General features: G+C 59.5%; 17 protein-coding genes. 6 read left to right on the top strand and 11 right to left on the bottom strand.

Going from position 1 to position 17,513, the window contains the following annotated elements:
• Positions 1-128: 128 nt before the first annotated feature.
• Complete coding sequence (locus tag AKL27_RS14305) at positions 129-1,508, top strand: NAD-dependent succinate-semialdehyde dehydrogenase (protein WP_050463605.1); 1,380 nt, start codon at positions 129-131, stop codon at positions 1,506-1,508.
• A 130-nt stretch (positions 1,509-1,638) separates the two neighbouring features.
• Here AKL27_RS14305 and AKL27_RS14300 read toward each other — a convergent pair whose 3' ends face one another.
• The 7 genes from AKL27_RS14300 to AKL27_RS14270 all read right to left on the bottom strand — a co-directional run bounded on the left by AKL27_RS14300 (position 1,639) and on the right by AKL27_RS14270 (position 8,840).
• Entirely contained in the window at positions 1,639-2,616 is a 978-nt protein-coding gene (locus tag AKL27_RS14300) for a glycosyltransferase family 8 protein (RefSeq protein ID WP_050463523.1), read from the bottom strand.
• Positions 2,617-2,670: 54 nt separating this feature from the next.
• Positions 2,671-3,657: a glycosyltransferase family 8 protein gene (locus AKL27_RS14295; RefSeq protein WP_050463522.1), complete on the bottom strand. Its 987-nt coding sequence runs from the start codon at positions 3,655-3,657 to the stop codon at positions 2,671-2,673.
• On the bottom strand, positions 3,654-4,802 hold the full coding sequence (locus tag AKL27_RS14290) for a glycosyltransferase family 9 protein (protein ID WP_198155970.1): 1,149 nt from the start codon (positions 4,800-4,802) through the stop codon (positions 3,654-3,656). Before AKL27_RS14290 ends, AKL27_RS14295 begins: the two co-directional genes overlap by 4 nt.
• Positions 4,803-4,878: 76 nt before the next feature.
• Positions 4,879-6,615: a lipid A export permease/ATP-binding protein MsbA gene (gene msbA, locus AKL27_RS14285; protein ID WP_050463520.1), complete on the bottom strand. Its 1,737-nt coding sequence runs from the start codon at positions 6,613-6,615 to the stop codon at positions 4,879-4,881.
• 274 nt (positions 6,616-6,889) lie between these two features.
• A complete protein-coding gene (locus AKL27_RS14280) occupies positions 6,890-7,561 on the bottom strand; it encodes an anti-sigma factor (protein ID WP_050463519.1) in 672 nt (223 codons plus the stop codon).
• A complete protein-coding gene (locus tag AKL27_RS14275; RefSeq protein ID WP_198155969.1) occupies positions 7,558-8,121 on the bottom strand; it encodes a sigma-70 family RNA polymerase sigma factor in 564 nt (187 codons plus the stop codon). Before AKL27_RS14275 ends, AKL27_RS14280 begins: the two co-directional genes overlap by 4 nt.
• A 203-nt stretch (positions 8,122-8,324) precedes the next feature.
• A complete protein-coding gene (locus tag AKL27_RS14270) occupies positions 8,325-8,840 on the bottom strand; it encodes a fasciclin domain-containing protein (protein ID WP_157056934.1) in 516 nt (171 codons plus the stop codon).
• A 237-nt stretch (positions 8,841-9,077) separates the two neighbouring features.
• On the opposite strand from AKL27_RS14270, the gene AKL27_RS14265 reads away from it, so the two are divergent.
• Positions 9,078-9,788, top strand: coding sequence for a pentapeptide repeat-containing protein (locus tag AKL27_RS14265; RefSeq protein WP_232310994.1), 711 nt, complete (start codon positions 9,078-9,080; stop codon positions 9,786-9,788).
• A 10-nt stretch (positions 9,789-9,798) separates the two neighbouring features.
• On the top strand, positions 9,799-10,932 hold the full coding sequence (locus AKL27_RS14260; protein ID WP_050463516.1) for an alpha-hydroxy acid oxidase: 1,134 nt from the start codon (positions 9,799-9,801) through the stop codon (positions 10,930-10,932).
• A gap of 13 nt (positions 10,933-10,945) precedes the next feature.
• Here the strand turns inward: AKL27_RS14260 and AKL27_RS14255 are convergent, their stop codons facing one another.
• From AKL27_RS14255 to AKL27_RS14240, 4 genes are read right to left on the bottom strand one after another with little or no spacing between them, the layout of a single operon-like run.
• A complete protein-coding gene (locus AKL27_RS14255) occupies positions 10,946-11,587 on the bottom strand; it encodes an ABC-type transport auxiliary lipoprotein family protein (protein ID WP_050463515.1) in 642 nt (213 codons plus the stop codon).
• Complete coding sequence (locus tag AKL27_RS14250) at positions 11,584-12,501, bottom strand: MlaD family protein (RefSeq protein WP_050463514.1); 918 nt, start codon at positions 12,499-12,501, stop codon at positions 11,584-11,586. The genes AKL27_RS14255 and AKL27_RS14250 overlap by 4 nt, the downstream gene beginning before the upstream one ends.
• A gap of 2 nt (positions 12,502-12,503) precedes the next feature.
• A complete protein-coding gene (locus tag AKL27_RS14245) occupies positions 12,504-13,316 on the bottom strand; it encodes an ABC transporter ATP-binding protein (protein WP_050463513.1) in 813 nt (270 codons plus the stop codon).
• Positions 13,310-14,494, bottom strand: a complete 1,185-nt coding sequence (locus AKL27_RS14240) for an MlaE family ABC transporter permease (protein ID WP_050463512.1) — start codon at positions 14,492-14,494, stop codon at positions 13,310-13,312. The genes AKL27_RS14245 and AKL27_RS14240 overlap by 7 nt, the downstream gene beginning before the upstream one ends.
• Before the next feature lie 413 nt (positions 14,495-14,907).
• On the opposite strand from AKL27_RS14240, the gene AKL27_RS14235 reads away from it, so the two are divergent.
• The 3 genes from AKL27_RS14235 to AKL27_RS14225 all read left to right on the top strand — a co-directional run bounded on the left by AKL27_RS14235 (position 14,908) and on the right by AKL27_RS14225 (position 17,187).
• On the top strand, positions 14,908-15,585 hold the full coding sequence (locus AKL27_RS14235; protein WP_050463511.1) for a TonB family protein: 678 nt from the start codon (positions 14,908-14,910) through the stop codon (positions 15,583-15,585).
• Positions 15,586-15,587: 2 nt separating this feature from the next.
• Positions 15,588-16,100 carry an RNA polymerase sigma factor gene (locus tag AKL27_RS14230; RefSeq protein ID WP_050463510.1) on the top strand — a complete coding sequence of 171 codons (513 nt, stop codon included), beginning with the start codon at positions 15,588-15,590 and terminating at the stop codon, positions 16,098-16,100.
• Positions 16,101-16,185: 85 nt separating this feature from the next.
• On the top strand, positions 16,186-17,187 hold the full coding sequence (locus AKL27_RS14225; protein ID WP_050463509.1) for a FecR family protein: 1,002 nt from the start codon (positions 16,186-16,188) through the stop codon (positions 17,185-17,187).
• Positions 17,188-17,513 lie beyond the last annotated feature (326 nt).

Here is a 17,513-nt window from a genome sequence, read left to right as displayed (position 1 = left end):
CAATCCATGCTCAAGTGCGCTTGCAGCAAGCCGGTGGTCGCAGTGTTGCCGCGACCGGACAGGCCGTAAGCGGGTGCGCAAATGCCCGTCACGGCGGCATATCTCAACTTTACAGGATGATAAATATCATGATCAACGTAGTTAATCCCGCAGATGGTTCAGTGGTTGGCGAAGTACCCGAGTGGAGTCCGGCTGAAGTGACGGCTGCCATTGACCGTACGTGCAAGGCATTTCCGTGGTGGTCGCGCAAGTTGGCCAAGGAGCGTGGCGATCTGCTGCGGCGCTGGTTTGAACTGGTCAAGGCTGACAAGCAGGCCTTCGCGGAACTCATGGTCAAGGAAAATGGCAAATGCCTGTCCGAGGCGCTGGGCGAGATCGAGTATGGTCTTGGCTTTATCGAATGGTTCGCCGAGGAAGCCAGGCGCGTGTACGGAGACACGATTCCTGCGCACGCCGGCAATGCGGAAATTCTGGTGTTCAAGGAGCCGGCCGGCCCGACCGCGGCAATCACGCCGTGGAATTTTCCGTTCATGATGATCACGCGCAAGATCGCCACTGCACTGGCGGCCGGTTGCACGATGATTATCAAACCGTCCGAGCTGACGCCGCTGACCGGCTACAAATTACTGGAGTACGCACGTCGGGCGGGCATTCCTGAGGGCGTGTTCGAAATGGTCACCGGCAATCCGCAGGAAATCGGTGCGCTTTTCACGAGCGATACGCGCATCCGCAAGATCTCGTTTACAGGGTCGACCGCTATCGGCAAGGTGCTGGCATCGGCATGCGGCAACGATCTCAAGAAGATGACGCTGGAACTGGGCGGCAATGCGCCGTTCATCGTCTTTGACGACGCCGGTTTCGATGATGCTGTTGCCGGTCTCGTCGCGGCCAAGTTGCGCAATTCGGGCCAGGTGTGCATTTCGCCCAATCGCATTTATGTGCAGGATGCCATCCACGACCGTTTTGTCGCCGCGGTGGCGGAAAAGGTCGCCATGATCCGGGTCGACCAAGGGTTGCAGCAAGAGTTTGTCGTGGGGCCACTGATCAATCAGGTGGGTCTCGACAAAGTGGCAGCGCTGGTAGAAGAGGCGAAACAGAGTGGCGCCGAGGTGGTGCTGGGCGGCAAGCCGCATGCAAAAGGTGGCCTGTTTTACGCGCCGACCGTTTTGGCTGGTCTCAATGACGACATGCGGATCGCGCACACGGAGATCTTCGGACCGGTATTCCCGATCTATCGCTTCCACACTGAGGACGAAGTCGTGCGACGTGCCAACAATACGGAATACGGCTTGGTCGCGTATGTCTTCACGCGCGACCTCGGACGCGCATTCCGGCTTTCCCGCAACATCGAATCGGGCATGGTGATTCTCAACTCCGGCTCGGTGGGTACGGCATCGGTTCCGTTTGGCGGCGTCAAACATTCCGGTTACGGGCGGGAGGGCAGCTACTACGGCATCGAGGAATATGTCGAGGTCAAGTATGTGTTGATGGGCGGGCTCGACAGATAACACCGCCGGCACGCGGACAGATGATGTTGGCGTGCCGCCATTTCCATGCAATGGGTGCCTTGCCGGAATGGCACCGGCTGTCTTCCCTGTCACGCCTCACGTTGATGGCGCCGCCAACGCCCGGCCAGTCTTATTTGCGGAATTTGCCGGCGAGACTGGTCCACAGGTAACGGCAGTACCAGCGCAGGCCTTCCAGATAACGCCCCTGTTTCATCAGCGAGCGGGAGCAGATGCGCATTTCCTTGTAGTTCAGCGGCGCCTGATCGAGCGCCATGTCGCGCCATGGCGACAGCGCATGGTAGTGCTTGAACATGTCGCGTGCGTTGTGACCGCTCCAGTCGTTCCATGGTTTGATGGCGCCGGCGAAGTGAATGAAGACGGCGTCGCCGATCGAAGCCATCTGCAGTTTGCCTTGTTTGAGATCGGCAATCATGCTGTAGATGTAATTCCATTTGACCGCGATATAGCGGGCGCGGCCGTCGAGCACGATGTTGAGCGCATCCTGATCATTGAAGGCCAGTTTCTTGCTGTCGGCCAGCAGGGTTTGAATCGCGGTTTCGCTGATGCGGTTCTGTTCCCACAGTGGGATATTGATATAGATGACCCCGGCATTGAAGTACTGTTTGTGCTTCAGATTCAGTACCGAGTAACGGCCGTCCGGCTGATTGTTGGTGGTCCAGCCGACATCGGGAATCACCAGCGCGATGGTGTCGCTGATATCCATTGCCGCCAGTTCATCGACGCTGCCCACGCACAGCATGTCGGCATCCAGATACAGCACGCGGTCGGTCTGGTCCTTCAGTGCCGACGGGATGATCAGGCGGGTAAAGGTCGACAGCGACAGATAGGACGACTGAATCATGTCCGAGAATTCGCGGAAAATGGCGGGGTCCACCACGTGCGGCACCATCCGGATATCCGGATTTTTTTCAAACTCCTGCATGCGACGGGTTTGTTCCGGCGTTATCGAGAAAGCGAAAACGTGAAACGTGAAGCGGCGTCCCGGATTATTCGCAATGACCGAGGCAATGGTGGCACCCATGCTGCGGAAATAGTGATTGTCGACGCAGAAGGCGATGTGAAAGCTGGAGTCTGAAGTGGTGGTCATTGCGGATGCAGCCGTCTTGAAAATGGAAAAAGAATTGCGTGTGTGCCGCGCTGGTTACTTGCGGGCGCGGCGCGCCTGCAGATATTTCACATACCACTTCAGGCTTTCCAGCGGTTTGCCCTGCCGAAACATGAAGCGCGAATGCATGCGCATTTCCTTGGTATTTTTCGGTGCCTGATCGAGCGGCATATCGGCCCAGGGCGACATCGCGTGATACTTGCGGAACAGCAGGCGGGCATCATGGCCGCTCCATTCGGTCCATGGTTTGACGGCGCCCGCGAAGTGGATGAAGACGGCTTTGCCGACCGGGCGCATGGCGGTCTTGTTGACGTTGAGGTCGTGGATCAGATCGTACAGATAATTCCAGCGCGGCGAGATATACCGGGCGCGGCCATTGAGTACGATGTTGAGTGCGTCCTGATCATTGAAACGCATTTCCTTGGTGCCGTTCATCAGCGTATCGAGCGTTTGCGCGGAGATATCATTGGCCAGCCAGTTCTCGATATTGATGAGCAGCACGCCGGCGTTGAAATACTCGGCGTGCGGTAAGTCCAGTGCCGCCACCCGCCGTTGCGTGGTCACCGGCGCATCGGGTACCACCACCGCGATATCCTGGCTGATATCCATGGCAATCATGTCATCGAGTTTGTTGACGCACAGGATGTCGGCATCCAGGTACAACACGCGGTCGGTCTGGTCGCGCAATACATTGGGAATCACCAGCCGCGTGAAAATCGACAGCGAGTAATGTGAATGACCGAGGAAATGCGAGAACTGTTCGAATGACGCCAGATCAAGCAAATGCAATTGGGTACTGACCGGATACATCTGTTCCAGCTGCTGCAGGCGGCGCTGATGATCTGCCGACGCTTCCAGCGTCAGGACGTGGAAGGTAAAGTGTTGCCCCGGATTATTGGCGATGATCGAGGTGATGGTCGCGCCCATCGCCCGGAAGTAATTATTGTCGACGCAGAACGCAATATGAAATGAGGACTGCGCATTGCTGCCGGCAGCGACAGGGGAGGTGACGGTCTGGTTCATTGGATGGCTTTCATGACTTGTTCTACCGTGACGGCCTTGACCCAGTCACGCCGATGCGGGGCCGTGATGACGGTGCTGTTGGCACTGTCGATCGGCACCCATTCCGGATTTTTCTGGCGCATCAGCGCGATCACCGGCACATGCACGGCATTGGCCAGATGCATGACGGCAGTTTCGACCGAGATGATCAGATCGCATTGACACAATACTGCCGGCAGTTGAAAGAAATTGTCTTCCGCACTGAACAGTTCCGTGCGCTGCAATGAATAGCTCTGGATGACCTGCCGTGCCTGTGCCAGCTCTTGCGGTACCGCATTGACGATGAAGCAGGCATCTTGCCATTGGGCCTGACGCTGCATGGCGGCGATCAGCGCTGCTACATGCTCCAGCGGCCAGCAGCGTTTTTTGGTTTTGGCAAACGGGTTGATGAAAATCAGCTTGCCGCTGCGTGGCGCAAAGCCCCAGGCTTGCAGTTTTTGCCGGGCGTATTGTTGCCATTGATCGGGAATCGCGACAAACGGAAAGCGCGCCGCCGGCGGCACATCGAGCCCGCTGAGCTGGCGGAACCAGTGCGCATAGACATCGCTGATGTGATGTTGTCCGCTGCCGGTATCGGCGTAAGGCGGGATCACGGCGTCGAGTTTGCGATACGCCAGCTGATGGTGCAATTGAAACAACTGCACCGACTTCTTCATGCCGACCACGAAACCGTGCGGGCTGATACTGCGCGCCAGCCCGGCATACAGATGCGGGCGCAGCGTCGCCAGCGACACCACAATCGGATATTGCTCCTGCTGCGCTGCGCGAATCGATTCCTGATACAGCTCGGGGCTGTAGGTCTGGCTGTAAACCTTGGCAAAAAACGGGCAGGCGGCGACCCAGTCATACAGCGCGTATTTTTTCAGATGCGGCCATTGGCTGCTGTCGCCGGTACGGCGTACTTCGTCGACCCACAAATGCACCTGGAGATGGGGGTTGGCGGCAGCGAAGGCCTGAAAGAAATTTTGCAGATAGGTGAAATCGCCCAGCGCCAGATGGGCGATGAACAAGATCTTGTCCGACTTCTGCAGCAATGACGCCGGGATGAGCGAACGCCCGACGGGCGTCTGCGTGATTGGCATGGGGGTCGCTGAGGTCTGGTTCATGGAGGTCTGTCGCCTTTTATGGTGCGCGTGAGCGTGCTTATTTGAAATTATCGGGCCGGTTGCTGCATCGATGGTGTCAGGCTGCTTCCTGCGAAAACTGCAGGCGATGCAGGTTGGCATAGACACTGTTATTGGCCAACAACTCCTGATGTGTGCCGACTTCGACGATTTCGCCATGCGACAGCACGACGATGCGGTCGGCGCGTTCGATGGTCGACAGCCGGTGCGCAATCACGAACGTGGTGCGGCCTTGCATCAGGCGTTCCAGCGCGGCCTGCACGGCGCGTTCGGATTCGGTATCGAGGGCTGATGTGGCTTCGTCCAGAATCAGGATCGGCGCATCTTTGTAGATGGCCCGGGCAATCGCCACGCGCTGACGCTGGCCGCCCGACAGGCGCGAACCGTTGTCGCCGATATGGGTGGCGAGGCCGTGCGGCAAACCTTGCACTACATCGGTCAGATACGCGGCGTTGACAGCGGCGTCAATCCGGGCCGGATCCGGGTTGTTGTCGCCGTAAGCAATATTGGCAGCGAGGGTATCGTCGAACAGCACCACGCTTTGGCTGACCATGGCGATTTGCTGGCGCAGGCTGGTCAGCGAGATTTCTTCAATCGGTTGACCGTCCAGCAGGATGGCACCGGAGGTGGCCGAATAAAAGCCGGGAATCAGACTCACCAGGGTTGACTTGCCGCCGCCGGACATGCCGACGAACGCAATGGTTTCGCCGGGTTGCACGCTCAGATTGATATCGCGCAAGGCCAATTGTTCATGGCCCGGATAAGAAAAGCCGACGTGAGAAAATTCGACGCGGCCACTGCTGCGTTGCTGCAACGGCTGACCGGTAGTGCGTTCGGTGGTTTTATCGATCAGGCCGAACACCGCATCGGCAGCAGCCATGCCGCGTTGCAACGGGCCGTTGACTTCCGCCAGCTGTTTGAGCGGGGTCAGCAGCATCAGCATGGCGGTAATGAACGAGACGAAACCGCCAACCGTGATCTGGCCGTTACCCGACTGAATCAACGCCATGACGATCACGATGGCGACGGCGCAGGCGGTCATCAATTGCGTGATCGGCACGGTGGCGGCAAAGGTGCCGGTCATGCGCATGGTGTAACGGCGCAGGTTTTCGGCGCGCTCATGGAAGCGTTGCTTTTCGTAATCCTGACCACCGAAAATCTTGATCACTTGCTGGGCGCGGGTGGTTTCTTCAATGACTTGGGTCAGCTCGGCATTGACCCCGAGCGAATCCTGGTTGAGTTTCTTGAGCCGTTTGCCGGTAGTACGGACCACAATCGCGATCAGCGGCAGCAAGACCAGCGTGACGATGGTCAGCACCCAGTTCAGATACAGCAGCCACGCCAGCAAGCCGAGCACGGTGAGTGCCGAACGGACGATGGAGGTAAATACCTTGGTGATCATGTCGATGATTTGCTGCACTTCGAACATCATCGAGTTGATCACCTTGCCGACCGTATTGGTGGCGTAAAAGTCGATCGGCAAATCCAGCATGCGGCTGAACATCTGGCGTCGCAGCTCATTGAGGACGCGGGTCGACACCCAGGTCATCATGTAGGTACTGGTGAAGGTCGAGGCGCCACGGATGACGAAGATGCCGATCACCGCCAATGGCACCAGCCACAGCGAAAAGCTTGGTTTGCCGACAAAACCCTTGTCCAGCAGTACCTGGAAGATGTACGGCACCACCGGTTCGGTGGCGGCGGTGATGATCATGGCAATGAAGGCCAGCGTCAGGCGCTTTTTGAATGGACGATGCAGTTCTGCGAGTCGCTTGACGGTGAGGGGGAAAATCATCCTGTTCCTTGCTTTCGGCAGCAGACCATAAATGCCGCTGCATTGAGATCAATAACGCGGCAAGGCCGGCAAAACCGGCAAAACTGCATTTATTCATGTACGTGTGGATTGCGGCAGGCCGCAATTCGTCAGGGCCACATTGTAATTCAAAGTGGGGCTGATTTCGGTGCCGACAGGATGTAAAACGCCCCGGCAAGTCGTTCTGTGCCGGGGCGTGAGCCTGGTGCTTCAGTCAAAAGCGGAAAATCGGCTGCGGTTGATCCGCAGCGTCAGATCAGGAGCGCACGGTCTTCAGGTAGCCCTTGTAGACAATCGGACCGGTAGCCACGCCGGTGGGCGAGCCGCCCAACGGTTCCAGCGTGACTGCCAGCAGCGTACTGTCGCCGATTTCACGCTGTTGCGCCGGAGTCAGCTGGATGCGCTTGTTGCCCTGCGTCGGCACCACGCCCAGCGAGATGGCCTTGCCGGCGGTCGGCACGATCCACAGTTCCAGACTCTGATTGCTGGCAATCGGTGCGGCTGCCAGCGGTTGCACTTCGAGTTCGCTGCCGCGGGCAGTAATTGTCAAAGCGGTAACAGTGGCGTCGTTTTGTAGTGCTGCCAGATAGGCCGGTGCCGCTGGCGGTTGCAGCGTGAAGACTACGCTGATGACCAGTGACAGCGTCGCCAGCCCGCCGACCAGCCAGTGCCACAGCGGACGCGGGGTTTTGGCGGTATGCGGCTGGATGCGCGCCAGAATCGCTTTCCAGACCCGTTCCGGCGGCTGTTTCAATGGCAGCGAGGAGCCCAGGCCAGACAGGACTTCCTGCCATTGTGCAACTTCTCCGCGTAACGCACGGTCATCTTGCATCAATTGTTCGAAACGGCGTCGTGCCGCCGGCGCCATGGTGCCCAGCGCGTATTCGGCTGCGAGAGCACGGCGTAATGTTGGTTGTGAGTAATTCATGATTCAAGACACGTCCGCAGACGCTCCATGCCACGTCGTATCCAGGATTTGACCGAACCCAGCGGGGCGCTCATCTGCTGCGCCAGTTCGGCATACGAAATACCCTGAAAATAAGCAATCACGATCGACTGCCGCTGTTTGCCTTCGAGCGTATCGAGACAGCGGTCAAGCGCGACCTTTTCTTGTGCCGTCTGCGCCAGATCGTGCGGACCGGCGCTGTCGTCGGCGCGCTCATCGGTGGATTCGGGACCGCTTTCGGGCAGGCTCTCTTCACGCCGCCGGCGCAATTGATCGATGGCCAGATTACGGGTGATGTTGATCATCCAGGTCAACGGTGCGGACAGCGCCGCATCGTAGCGTCCGGCGTTATGCCAGATGCGCACGAAACTCTCCTGCAATACCTCTTCGGCCCAGTCGTTGCGGCGCAGGCTTTTCAGCGCGACCGCCAGCAGTTGCGGAGCGACGGCGCGATAGAGCGCTTCGAACGAGCGCTGATTCCCGAGCGCGCATTCGGCCAGGAATTTCTGCAATTGCGAAGCGTCAGGTGCCGGAATAGTCATTCTCCTCGTGGATGTCCAAAACAGCGCTGTTTCAGCGTGTTTTCCCTGCAGGGAGAGTACTGTATCCAGTGAGAAAGCGCCATTCATCTTTTACTGTCATGAAAGTAGTGCCGTTGTTGTCTCTTGAGCGGAGTTGCCCGCCATTGAGGGCGGTTGCCTGCGTTGAACACACCGGCAAGGTGAAATCCTTGCCGGTGCATGCATCAGTTCGGCAACAGGACCCGGTCGATCACCTGAATCACGCCATTGGACTGATATACGTCATAGGTGCTGATATCGGCAACGCCGCCTTTTTCATCCTTGATGACGATGTTGTGCGGGCCATTCATCATGATCCACAACTTGCCGCCGCTGACCGTGGCCAGTTCAGCCTTGCCGCCGCCGGCCTTGATTTTGGCAACCATGGCTTTCATGTCGAGCTTGCCGGCCACCACGTGATAGGTCAGGATTTTGGTCAGCGTGGCCTTGTTTTCAGGCTTGAGCAGGGTATCCACGGTGCCGGCCGGCAATGCGGCGAAGGCCGAATTGACCGGGGCAAACACGGTAAACGGGCCTTTACCCTTGAGCGTGTCGACCAGTCCGGCGGCCTTGACGGCAGCAACCAGGGTAGTGTGATCGGCGGAGTTGACGGCGTTGTCGACGATATCCCTGGCGGGCAGCATGCTTTGGCCGCCGACCATCACCGCATGGTCGTTCGACATATTGTCCATTTTGTCCATTTGGGCGTGGGCCAGACCGGCGCCGCTGATACAGGCGACTGCCAGCATGGCGGACAGTAACGGCTTTTTGATCAGGATCGGGTTCATTTTGCACATCCTTTGCAGTGGGACGCGTCTGCAAAATGCAGCCCGCGTACCAACTTATACGAAGCGGTTTCAAAAACGGATGCAGATTATTTTTCTGATCGCAGATCGTCGCTGTGACAAAATGCATTCCATTCTGACAGGTGATGACATATGGAAAACAGCGGTATGCAATTGCAACTGGAGCCGGGCAGTATTGCCGGCGCCACGATTGACCGGCAACAAATGGAAGTCTTGATGGCGGCAGCCACAGCGCCGCTGGTATTTGACGATTGCGATTTTGACGGCGCCGATTTTTCGCGGCTGGTGCTGCGTGCCTGCACTTTCAATCGCTGCAGTTTTGCCGAGACTTCCTGGTATGCGACTGATCTTGCGCATACCAGCTGGCACAAATGTCGTGGCCGTGAGGCCGACTTTGAAGCGGCGGTGCTGACCGACGCGCAATTCAGGCATTGCGACCTGAACAATGTGAAATGGCGTCGCGCCAAATTGTCGTCAGCCTCGTACCACGGCTGCAAGCTGACCGGCGCCAGTTTTGAAGATGTCGGTTATCTGGCGCTGAGTTTTGAAGAGTGTTTGCTGATCGGCGCTGATCTGCGCAAGATGTCATTCCGCAAAAGCCGTCTGTTACAACTGGATTTTTCCGACGCCGATCTGTCTGCATGCGATTTCCGCGAGGCGGTATTTGTCGGCGGCAGTTTGCGCGACGCCAATCTCAAACAGGCGCGCTTCGAAGGCGCAGATTTGCGCGAAGCCGATATCGGCGGCCTGAAACTGACCGAAGCCAAATTGTTTCGCGGTGCCACCATTTCTCATCGGCAGGCAGCAGTGCTGGTGGCAGAGCTTGGTCTGAGCGTGGGGTGAAAACAATATCATGAGCACGATTCCCGAGCTGATACCGGTCGCACCGCATTTGCTGACGCTGGCGGACCATGAGCGTCAAGCGCATCTGGATCTGGATGCCAATGCGCTGGCCTATTTCAGTGGCGGCGCCGCTGATGAAATCACGCTGCGCGCCAATCAGGAATCATGGGGCCAGCTGCAACTTTATCCAAGGGTGTTGCGTTCGGTGGTTGGCGGGCATACGCGCGTATCGCTGCTGGGCCGCGAACTGGCACATCCGATCTTGCTGGCGCCGGTGGCATTTCAGCGCATGGCGCATGCCGATGGCGAACTCGCGACGGCGTTGGCGGCATCCATGCAAGGTGCCGGCATGGTCTTGAGCACGCAGGCCAGCATGTCGCTGGAAACCATTGCCGATGCTTATCTGGCGCAGCCGCAGCGCGGGCCATTGTGGTTCCAGCTTTATCTGCAACATGACCGCGCTTTTACACAAACACTGATCCGGCGTGCTGAAGATGCCGGTTATGAAGCACTGGTGTTGACCGTGGATGCACCCTGCAGTGGGGCGCGTGACCGCGAACGACGCGCCGGCTTCAGCTTGCCGGCCGGTGTCAGTGCGGTCAATCTGCAAGGCTTGTCGCCATTCCCGGCACGTCCGCTGGCGGCTGGTCAGAGCGCGCTGTTCGATAGCCTGATGACGTCGGCACCGACCTGGGATGATATCGCCTGGCTGCAATCGGTCACGCGCTTGCCGGTGCTGTTGAAGGGCATTTTGCATGAAGATGACGCGCGCTTGGCGCAACAGGCTGGCGTGGCCGGCATCATCGTGTCCAATCATGGCGGCCGCACGCTCGATACGGTGCCGGCAACTGCTGCCGCATTGCCGCGCATCCGCGCCGCGGTCGGCCCCGAATTCCTGGTGTTGGCGGACGGCGGCATCCGGCGTGGCACCGATGTGTTGAAAGCTATGGCGCTCGGTGCAAATGCGATCTTGATCGGACGTCCGGTGGTTTACGGTTTGCGCAATGCCGGCGCCATGGGGGTGGCGCACATCTTGCGGTTGTTGCGTGACGAACTTGAAATCGCCATGGCGCTGTCCGGTTGCGCCACGCTGGCCGAGGCGACGCCGGCGTTGATCTTTCCGACGCGTCCGGTTTCGCGCTGATTGCCGGCGACGCTTATTTCTTCGCGCCGGCCGCCGGCAGTGCCGTCACCCAACTGATCACATCGGCTGCCAGAACATCGCTGGCCTGACCGAAGGCGTCGACCACCTGCGGCGTTTGTACCCCCGATACCGGCTGACTGACATTGAAACTGCGTACCGCGATGATGCGACGGCTGGCGCTGTCAATCAGTCGTGCATTGAACTGGATGTTGACGGTTGGCGCGCCGTTGCGATATTCGCTCTGGAACGCAAGCAGGTCGCCGCCGAGTTCCTGATCGGTCAGCACATTGCTGTCATCGCTCGACAAATAGCGGATGCGGCCATCGGCAGTAAATGCCTGCAGCAAACGGTTGCGCAACAAGACCGGGGCCGGGTCGCTCCAGCGTGCGCCGGCATAGGACTGCACCAGATTGTTTTGCGGCAATACCAGAATCCGTTCACTGTCGACGGCGCGGCTGCCGTAGGGCGTCAGGATGCGCAATGAGCGCGCACCGGCGGCACCGTCGATGGCGTTGCCGGTACTGGTCCGGGCGGCAGCCGGGGTTGCCGGCAAGCGATAGATTGCTACCGGTTCCGAGGTTGGCAAGATCGAGCAGGCCGCCGTCAGGCTCAGAGCGCAGACGGCTGACAGCGTGCGCAAATAAGTATGGCTCATGGTTGGAACTCCTGAATTTTGTCTTTGCCGAGCAGATAAGCGCCGGGATTGTTTTCCAGTTTGCGGCTGATGGCGCGCACCGATGCCAGCGTGGTGCGCAACTCGGCAATCGCCGGACCGATTTCGGCAATACTTTGCGCGCCGCCGTTGAGCGCCCCCTGATTCTGGCTGATGATCTGTTCGATCTGCTTGCTGCTGGCGGCCAGCGAACTCATCGCTTGCTGCATGTTGTTCATGGCGTCAGTGCCTTGATGCGACAGCAACTGATTGGCTTGCTGCATGGCGCTGTTGGCCTGGCGGGTGGCGCTGCTGATTTGTTGCACCAGGTCGCCGAGGCTGTTGCGTTGCGCCGCCAGCGCGCCGGTCACCTGTTCCAGGTGTTGCAAGGTCTGGTGCAGATTGCGGGCATTTTCCGGCGCCAGAAATTCCTTGGCATTGAGCAGCACGTCATTGACGTTGGTCATCACGTCTTCGCCGTTGGCCAGCAACGCATTGAGCGGTGACGGCGTGGCGATGATCACCGGATCGCGGTCATCCTTGCTTTCCAGTTTCGGGCTTTGCGGCGAACCATTGGTCAACTGGATCAGCGAGGTGCCGGTAATGCCGGCCAGCGCCAGCTTGGCCCCGGTATCCTGCTTGATCGGAATGTTACCTTCGACCCGGATGCGGGCCAGCACCTTGCGCGGGTCTTGCGGATCGAGCGTCAGTCCGACGACGTCACCGACCTTGATACCGCTGTACTGTACCGGGCTGCCTTTGGACAAACCGCTGACGGCTTCATTGAAGACCACGGTGTAATAGTTGAGATTCTTGTCGCCGCTGGATTTGTTCAGCCACAGACAGAACAGCACGGCAGCAGCCGCTACCAGCACGGTGAACAGTCCGATCAGGACATGATGAGCGCGTGTTTCCATAATCAATGTTTCTCCTGCAGCGAGAGCGCTGCCTTGCTGGCTGCGCGTCCGCGCGGCCCTTGAAAATAATCCTGGACCCAGGGATCGGCAGTGGCGGCGACGGTATCGATATCGGCCACGATCAATACTTTTTTGGCTGACAGTACCGCCACCCGGTCGCAAATGGCGTACAGCGTATCGAGATCGTGGGTGACCAGAAATACGGTCAGGCCGAGCGCGTCGCGCAAGGTCATGATCAGGCGATCAAACGCGGCAGCGCCAATCGGATCGAGGCCGGCGGTTGGCTCATCCAGAAACAGGATGTCGGGATCGAGCGCCAGGGCGCGCGCCAGTGCCGCACGCTTGACCATGCCGCCCGACAGCGCCGCCGGATATTTGTTGCCGGCTTCGGGCGGCAGGCCGGCCAGCGCCAGTTTGACTGCCGCCAGATGTTCCGCTTCCGCCCGCGTCAATCCGCTGTATTCGATCAGCGGCAAGGCCACGTTTTCCAACACGGTCAGCGAAGAAAACAAGGCGCCGCGCTGGAACAGGACGCCGAAGCGCCGTTCATAACGCGAGCGCTGTTGCGCCGGCAATTGCGACAAATCCTGACCGAACACGCGCACGCTGCCGGCGGTCGGCGGTTGCAGCCCGACGATGCTGCGCAGCAGTACCGATTTGCCGGTGCCGGAACCACCCACCACGCCCAGGATTTCGCCTTGCCGCACTTGCAGATCAAGCTGATCGTGGACGGTCTGTTTGCCGAAGCGATTGGTCAGGCCGCGGACATCGATGATGGCATCCGAGGCCGCTTGTCCGGTAGCCGGGGTTACCATCCCATCTCCATATAAAACAGCGCCGCCAGCGCATCAATCAAAATCACCAGGAAAATCGATTGCACCACGCTGGAGGTAGTGTGCTCGCCGACCGACTGCGCGCTGCCGCTGACTTTGAAACCTTCGAGGCAGCCGATCAAGGCAATCACGAAAGCGAACAGCGGCGCCTTGGCGATGCCGAGGATGAAATGCCGGATGCCGACATCTTGCTGCAACAGCGTGAGGAACATGGTCGGGCTGATATCGAGGGTCAGCGCGCACACCATGGCGCCACCCAGCATGCCGGACATCATCGCGATGAAGGTCAGCGCCGGCATCGCCACCAGCAGTGCCAGCACGCGCGGCAGTACCAGCAGAGTCATGGGATCGAGACCGAGAGCGCGGATCGCGTCGATTTCTTCATTGGCTTTCATCGAGCCGATTTGTGCGGTGAAGGCACTGGCGGTGCGGCCTGCCATCAGAATCGCAGTCAGCAACACCGCAAATTCGCGCAAGAAGGAAAACGCCACCAGATCCACGGTATAGATACTGGCGCCGAAATTGGCCAGTACCGTGGCGCCGAGAAAAGCGATCACCGCGCCCACCATGAAGGTCAGCAGGGCAACGATGGGTACCGCGTCAAGGCCGGTCTGTTCGATCTGGGCCACGACCGCGGTCAGGCGCCAGCGCGAAGGGCGCAGCACGCTGCCGGCCAGTGTTTGCAGGGTGAGACCGGTGAAGCCCAGCAGCGCGATGATGTTGGCGCGCAGATTGAGCATGGCGGCGCCGATGCGTTCCAGCACGTCGCTGGCCCAGGAATGCTTGACCGGCGGTGCGGTCGGCGGCGATTGTGCCAGGGCCTGCGCCACCGTGGTCAGTAACGACTGTGATGCCGGCGGCAGGCCGTCTTCGGTTTGCGCCAGTTGCAGTGTGCGTTGGGCACCGATCAGATCGGTCAGCAGGGCGGCACCGGCAGTATCGAGCGCGCTCAGTCGGCTAAAGCTGATGCGGGCAGTAGCGGCCAGCGGCGCGCGCAACGCCGCGATTTGCCGCTGCAAGCTGCGATAGTTGGCCAGCGTCCAGTCGCCGCCGACGTTCAGCTGTGGCGGCGTCGAGGTCTGATCCAGTTCGAGCGTGGCGGCATTACCCGCCGTGCTGTCAGCGGCGGCCGGCGACAATCGGCGCTCCCTGATTGCCATTGGATACCGGTGTGCGCGGATGGCGATGGTTTAAGCAGATGTTGTGATTCAACTGAAAACAGGCTCCCAAAAAAGTACCGGCGATGCACGGAAAATACCCACGGACGGCATATTGACGTCATTCCCGGCGGGTTTGCGTTGTCGTCGATGTTACGCTATTCGCCGGTGGTTTGTCGCCTGCAACGCCGGTTGTCGGACAGCGCCGGCCAAAACACGTGTAACGATGGGGTCATATATGGATGCCAATATGCCACATTTAAGAATGGTGTCCTATCTTTGCCCAGCGTACTGCCTCCCATGTTGTATACCCGGCCGCATTGTCCCGGCCGGGGCATTGCGCATGGGCCGGGGATACGCAAGCGATAGCGGCGTCGCGCCCCACTGCTGACTACCTGCTTTTTCCGGTCGCCGCATTGTGTCTGTTGTCCGGTCTGGCATTGGCCGCCACTACGCCCGGTGCTGCCGATGTCGCCGCCACACCTTCCTCGCCTTCGGGACAGAACGATCAGTCGGATTTGCAGACCTACGATATCCCGGCGCAGTCGCTGGCGGTTGCGCTCGACCACTATGCATCGGTTTCCGGCCGGGCGGCGGTGTTTGCCAGCGCATTGGCAGCCGGTCGCCGGTCGGCGCCGGTACATGGCAATTACGATAGCAAGAGCGCTCTGCGGCTGTTGCTGACGGATACCGGACTGAGCGCCAGCGAAGTGGTGAGTGGCAATGTGGTGACCTTTGTATTGAAAGGCGCGGTATTGCCGGTGCCGCTTGCGGCCAGTCCGGCGCCGGCGGAGCGCGAGCGCCTGGCGGCCTTTGACGGCGCCGCGCAAGTCGCAGTCTGGCAAGCATTGTGCAATACCCCCGACGCCATGCCCGGCACCTATCGCGCGTTGCTGCGATTCAATGTTGATTCCGCCGGCCGGGTTTATCACGCCCGCCTGTTGAGTTCGACCGGTGACGGACAGCGTGATGCCGCGTTGCTGTCCAGCTTGCAACGGCTGCACATGACGCCGCCGCCGGCCGGGCTGGCGCAGCCGTTGACCATGCTGATGCTGCCGCACGCCGGCGGTCAGGCATGCGGTGAGGGGCGCTGACGATGTCTGAAGATGTGCGTCCGGTCCTGTTGAATTTCCTGACCCAACGTTATGGCGATCTGAAGCGTCGCCTCAGTCGTCGCCTCGGCAGTGACGACCTGGCCGGCGATGCGCTGCAAGATACCTGGCTGCGCTTGCAGCGTCTGGAGCAACAGGGACCGATACTGGATCCGCGCAGCTTCTTGCTGCGCATGGCGGTCAATATCGCAGTGGATCAGCAGCGCAGCCAGAGCCGGGTGTTGCCGCGCGGTGAAATCGAGGCCTTGCTCGATTTGCCTGATCTGACCCCGGGCCCCGAGCAGCGGCTGGAAGACCGGCAAGAGATGGCGGCGCTGATGAACGTGTTGCAGCGCTTGCCGGCGCGTCGCCGCGAAATCCTGATACTGGTGCGCTGGGAAGGCTTGCCGCAAAAAGAAGTGGCGGCCCGGCTGGGCGTTTCCCTGCGCACCGTAGAGCATGAATTGAAAATTGCCCACGACTACTGTGCCGCGCGAATTGCGCGGCACAAAAAATAGTCGGGGGATTTATACCGTGACAAACGTCTTCATCATGAACCACTGCCTGTTTGGGCACCCTATTTGAGTCGTCATCCGCAACACCATGAAGAAATCTGAGTCCGCCACCGATGATCTCGCCATTGCCTCCCGCGCGTTGCAGGACGAGGCGCGCATGTGGTTGCGGCGGTTGACCTCGGGCAGTGCAACGCAGTGGGATGCGCAAGCCTTCAAGCGCTGGCAGCACAGCAGTCCGGCCCATCAGCAGGCACTGGACGAAGCCAAGCGTCAATGGCAAATGCTGCCGCCGGTGATTGGCGATTTGCTGCGCAGCGATCCGCAGGCGGCAGCATTTCATGAACGCAGTTTGCGCAAGCCGGGCATGGGACGCCGCGCATTTCTGGGCACCGCAGCGGGCATGGCATCGACTGCGGTGGCGGCAGTCATCTATCCGCCGCTCGGTTTATGGCCGGCATGGAGCGAGTGGGATGCGGATTACCGCACTGCCACCGGCGAACAGCGAGAACTGCGGCTGGCAGATCGGGTCAGCGTCACGCTCAATACACAAACCAGCGCGCGCCGGCAATCGGCGGGCGGCGATACTACCGGTCTGGAACTGATCGCGGGTGAGGCGGCAATTGATGTGACCAGCCCCGGACGCGGCTTCAGCATCAGCGCCGGCAACGGCCGCAGCATGGCCGACAGCGGTCGCTTCGAAGTACGTCGTTGGGAACATAAAGTATGCGTGACGTGTATCGCGGGCTCGGTACGGGTTGAACATCCTGCCGGCAGTCGCGTATTGCAGGCACGTCAGCAAACGGTTTACGACGCTGCCGCCATCAGCGGCATCGCCGCCATCGATACCACGGTGGTCTCGGCGTGGCGGCGCGGGCAACTGATTTTTCAGCAAACGCCATTGGCGCAGGTGTTGGAAGAAATCAACCGTTATCGCGCCGGGCGCGTGGTGTTGCTGGCCGATGCGGTACGCAACAGTGCTGTCAGCGGCCGCTTTGCGATTGCCGAACTGGATGCCGCCTTGCTGCAAATCCAGCATTCTTTCGATTTACATGCGCGCACGCTGCCGGGCGGCGTTCTTATTCTGAGTTGAATCCGGCCCGGCAATCGTGACGGGCATGGTGCGGTGGCGGCAGCCGTCCGGCGGGCATGATTTTTTGCAAATACAAAAAATAGTTTGGGGATTTGGCGCGGCGTCGTCGTCCTAGCAATAACAGGATTGTTTACGGAGACCGCAGACGTCGCCGGAAGAATTCTGATGGACATGGCTGACTGCCAGTGAGCAGGAAGCCACAGGCAGCGACTCAAACTATTGGCGGGAATTTCAAAAAATGAAATCATACGGGCGTATTGCAGCAGGTCGGGCGGACGAAAAAAATTTCAGATTGGTGCCGATAGCACAGGCCATCGCATTGACCC

The organism is Herbaspirillum autotrophicum (assembly GCF_001189915.1).
GTDB classification, from domain to species: Bacteria; Pseudomonadota; Gammaproteobacteria; order Burkholderiales; family Burkholderiaceae_D; genus Herbaspirillum; species Herbaspirillum autotrophicum.
Note: the sequence above shows the minus strand (reverse complement) of the source record. Positions and strands in the feature narration are given on the sequence as shown.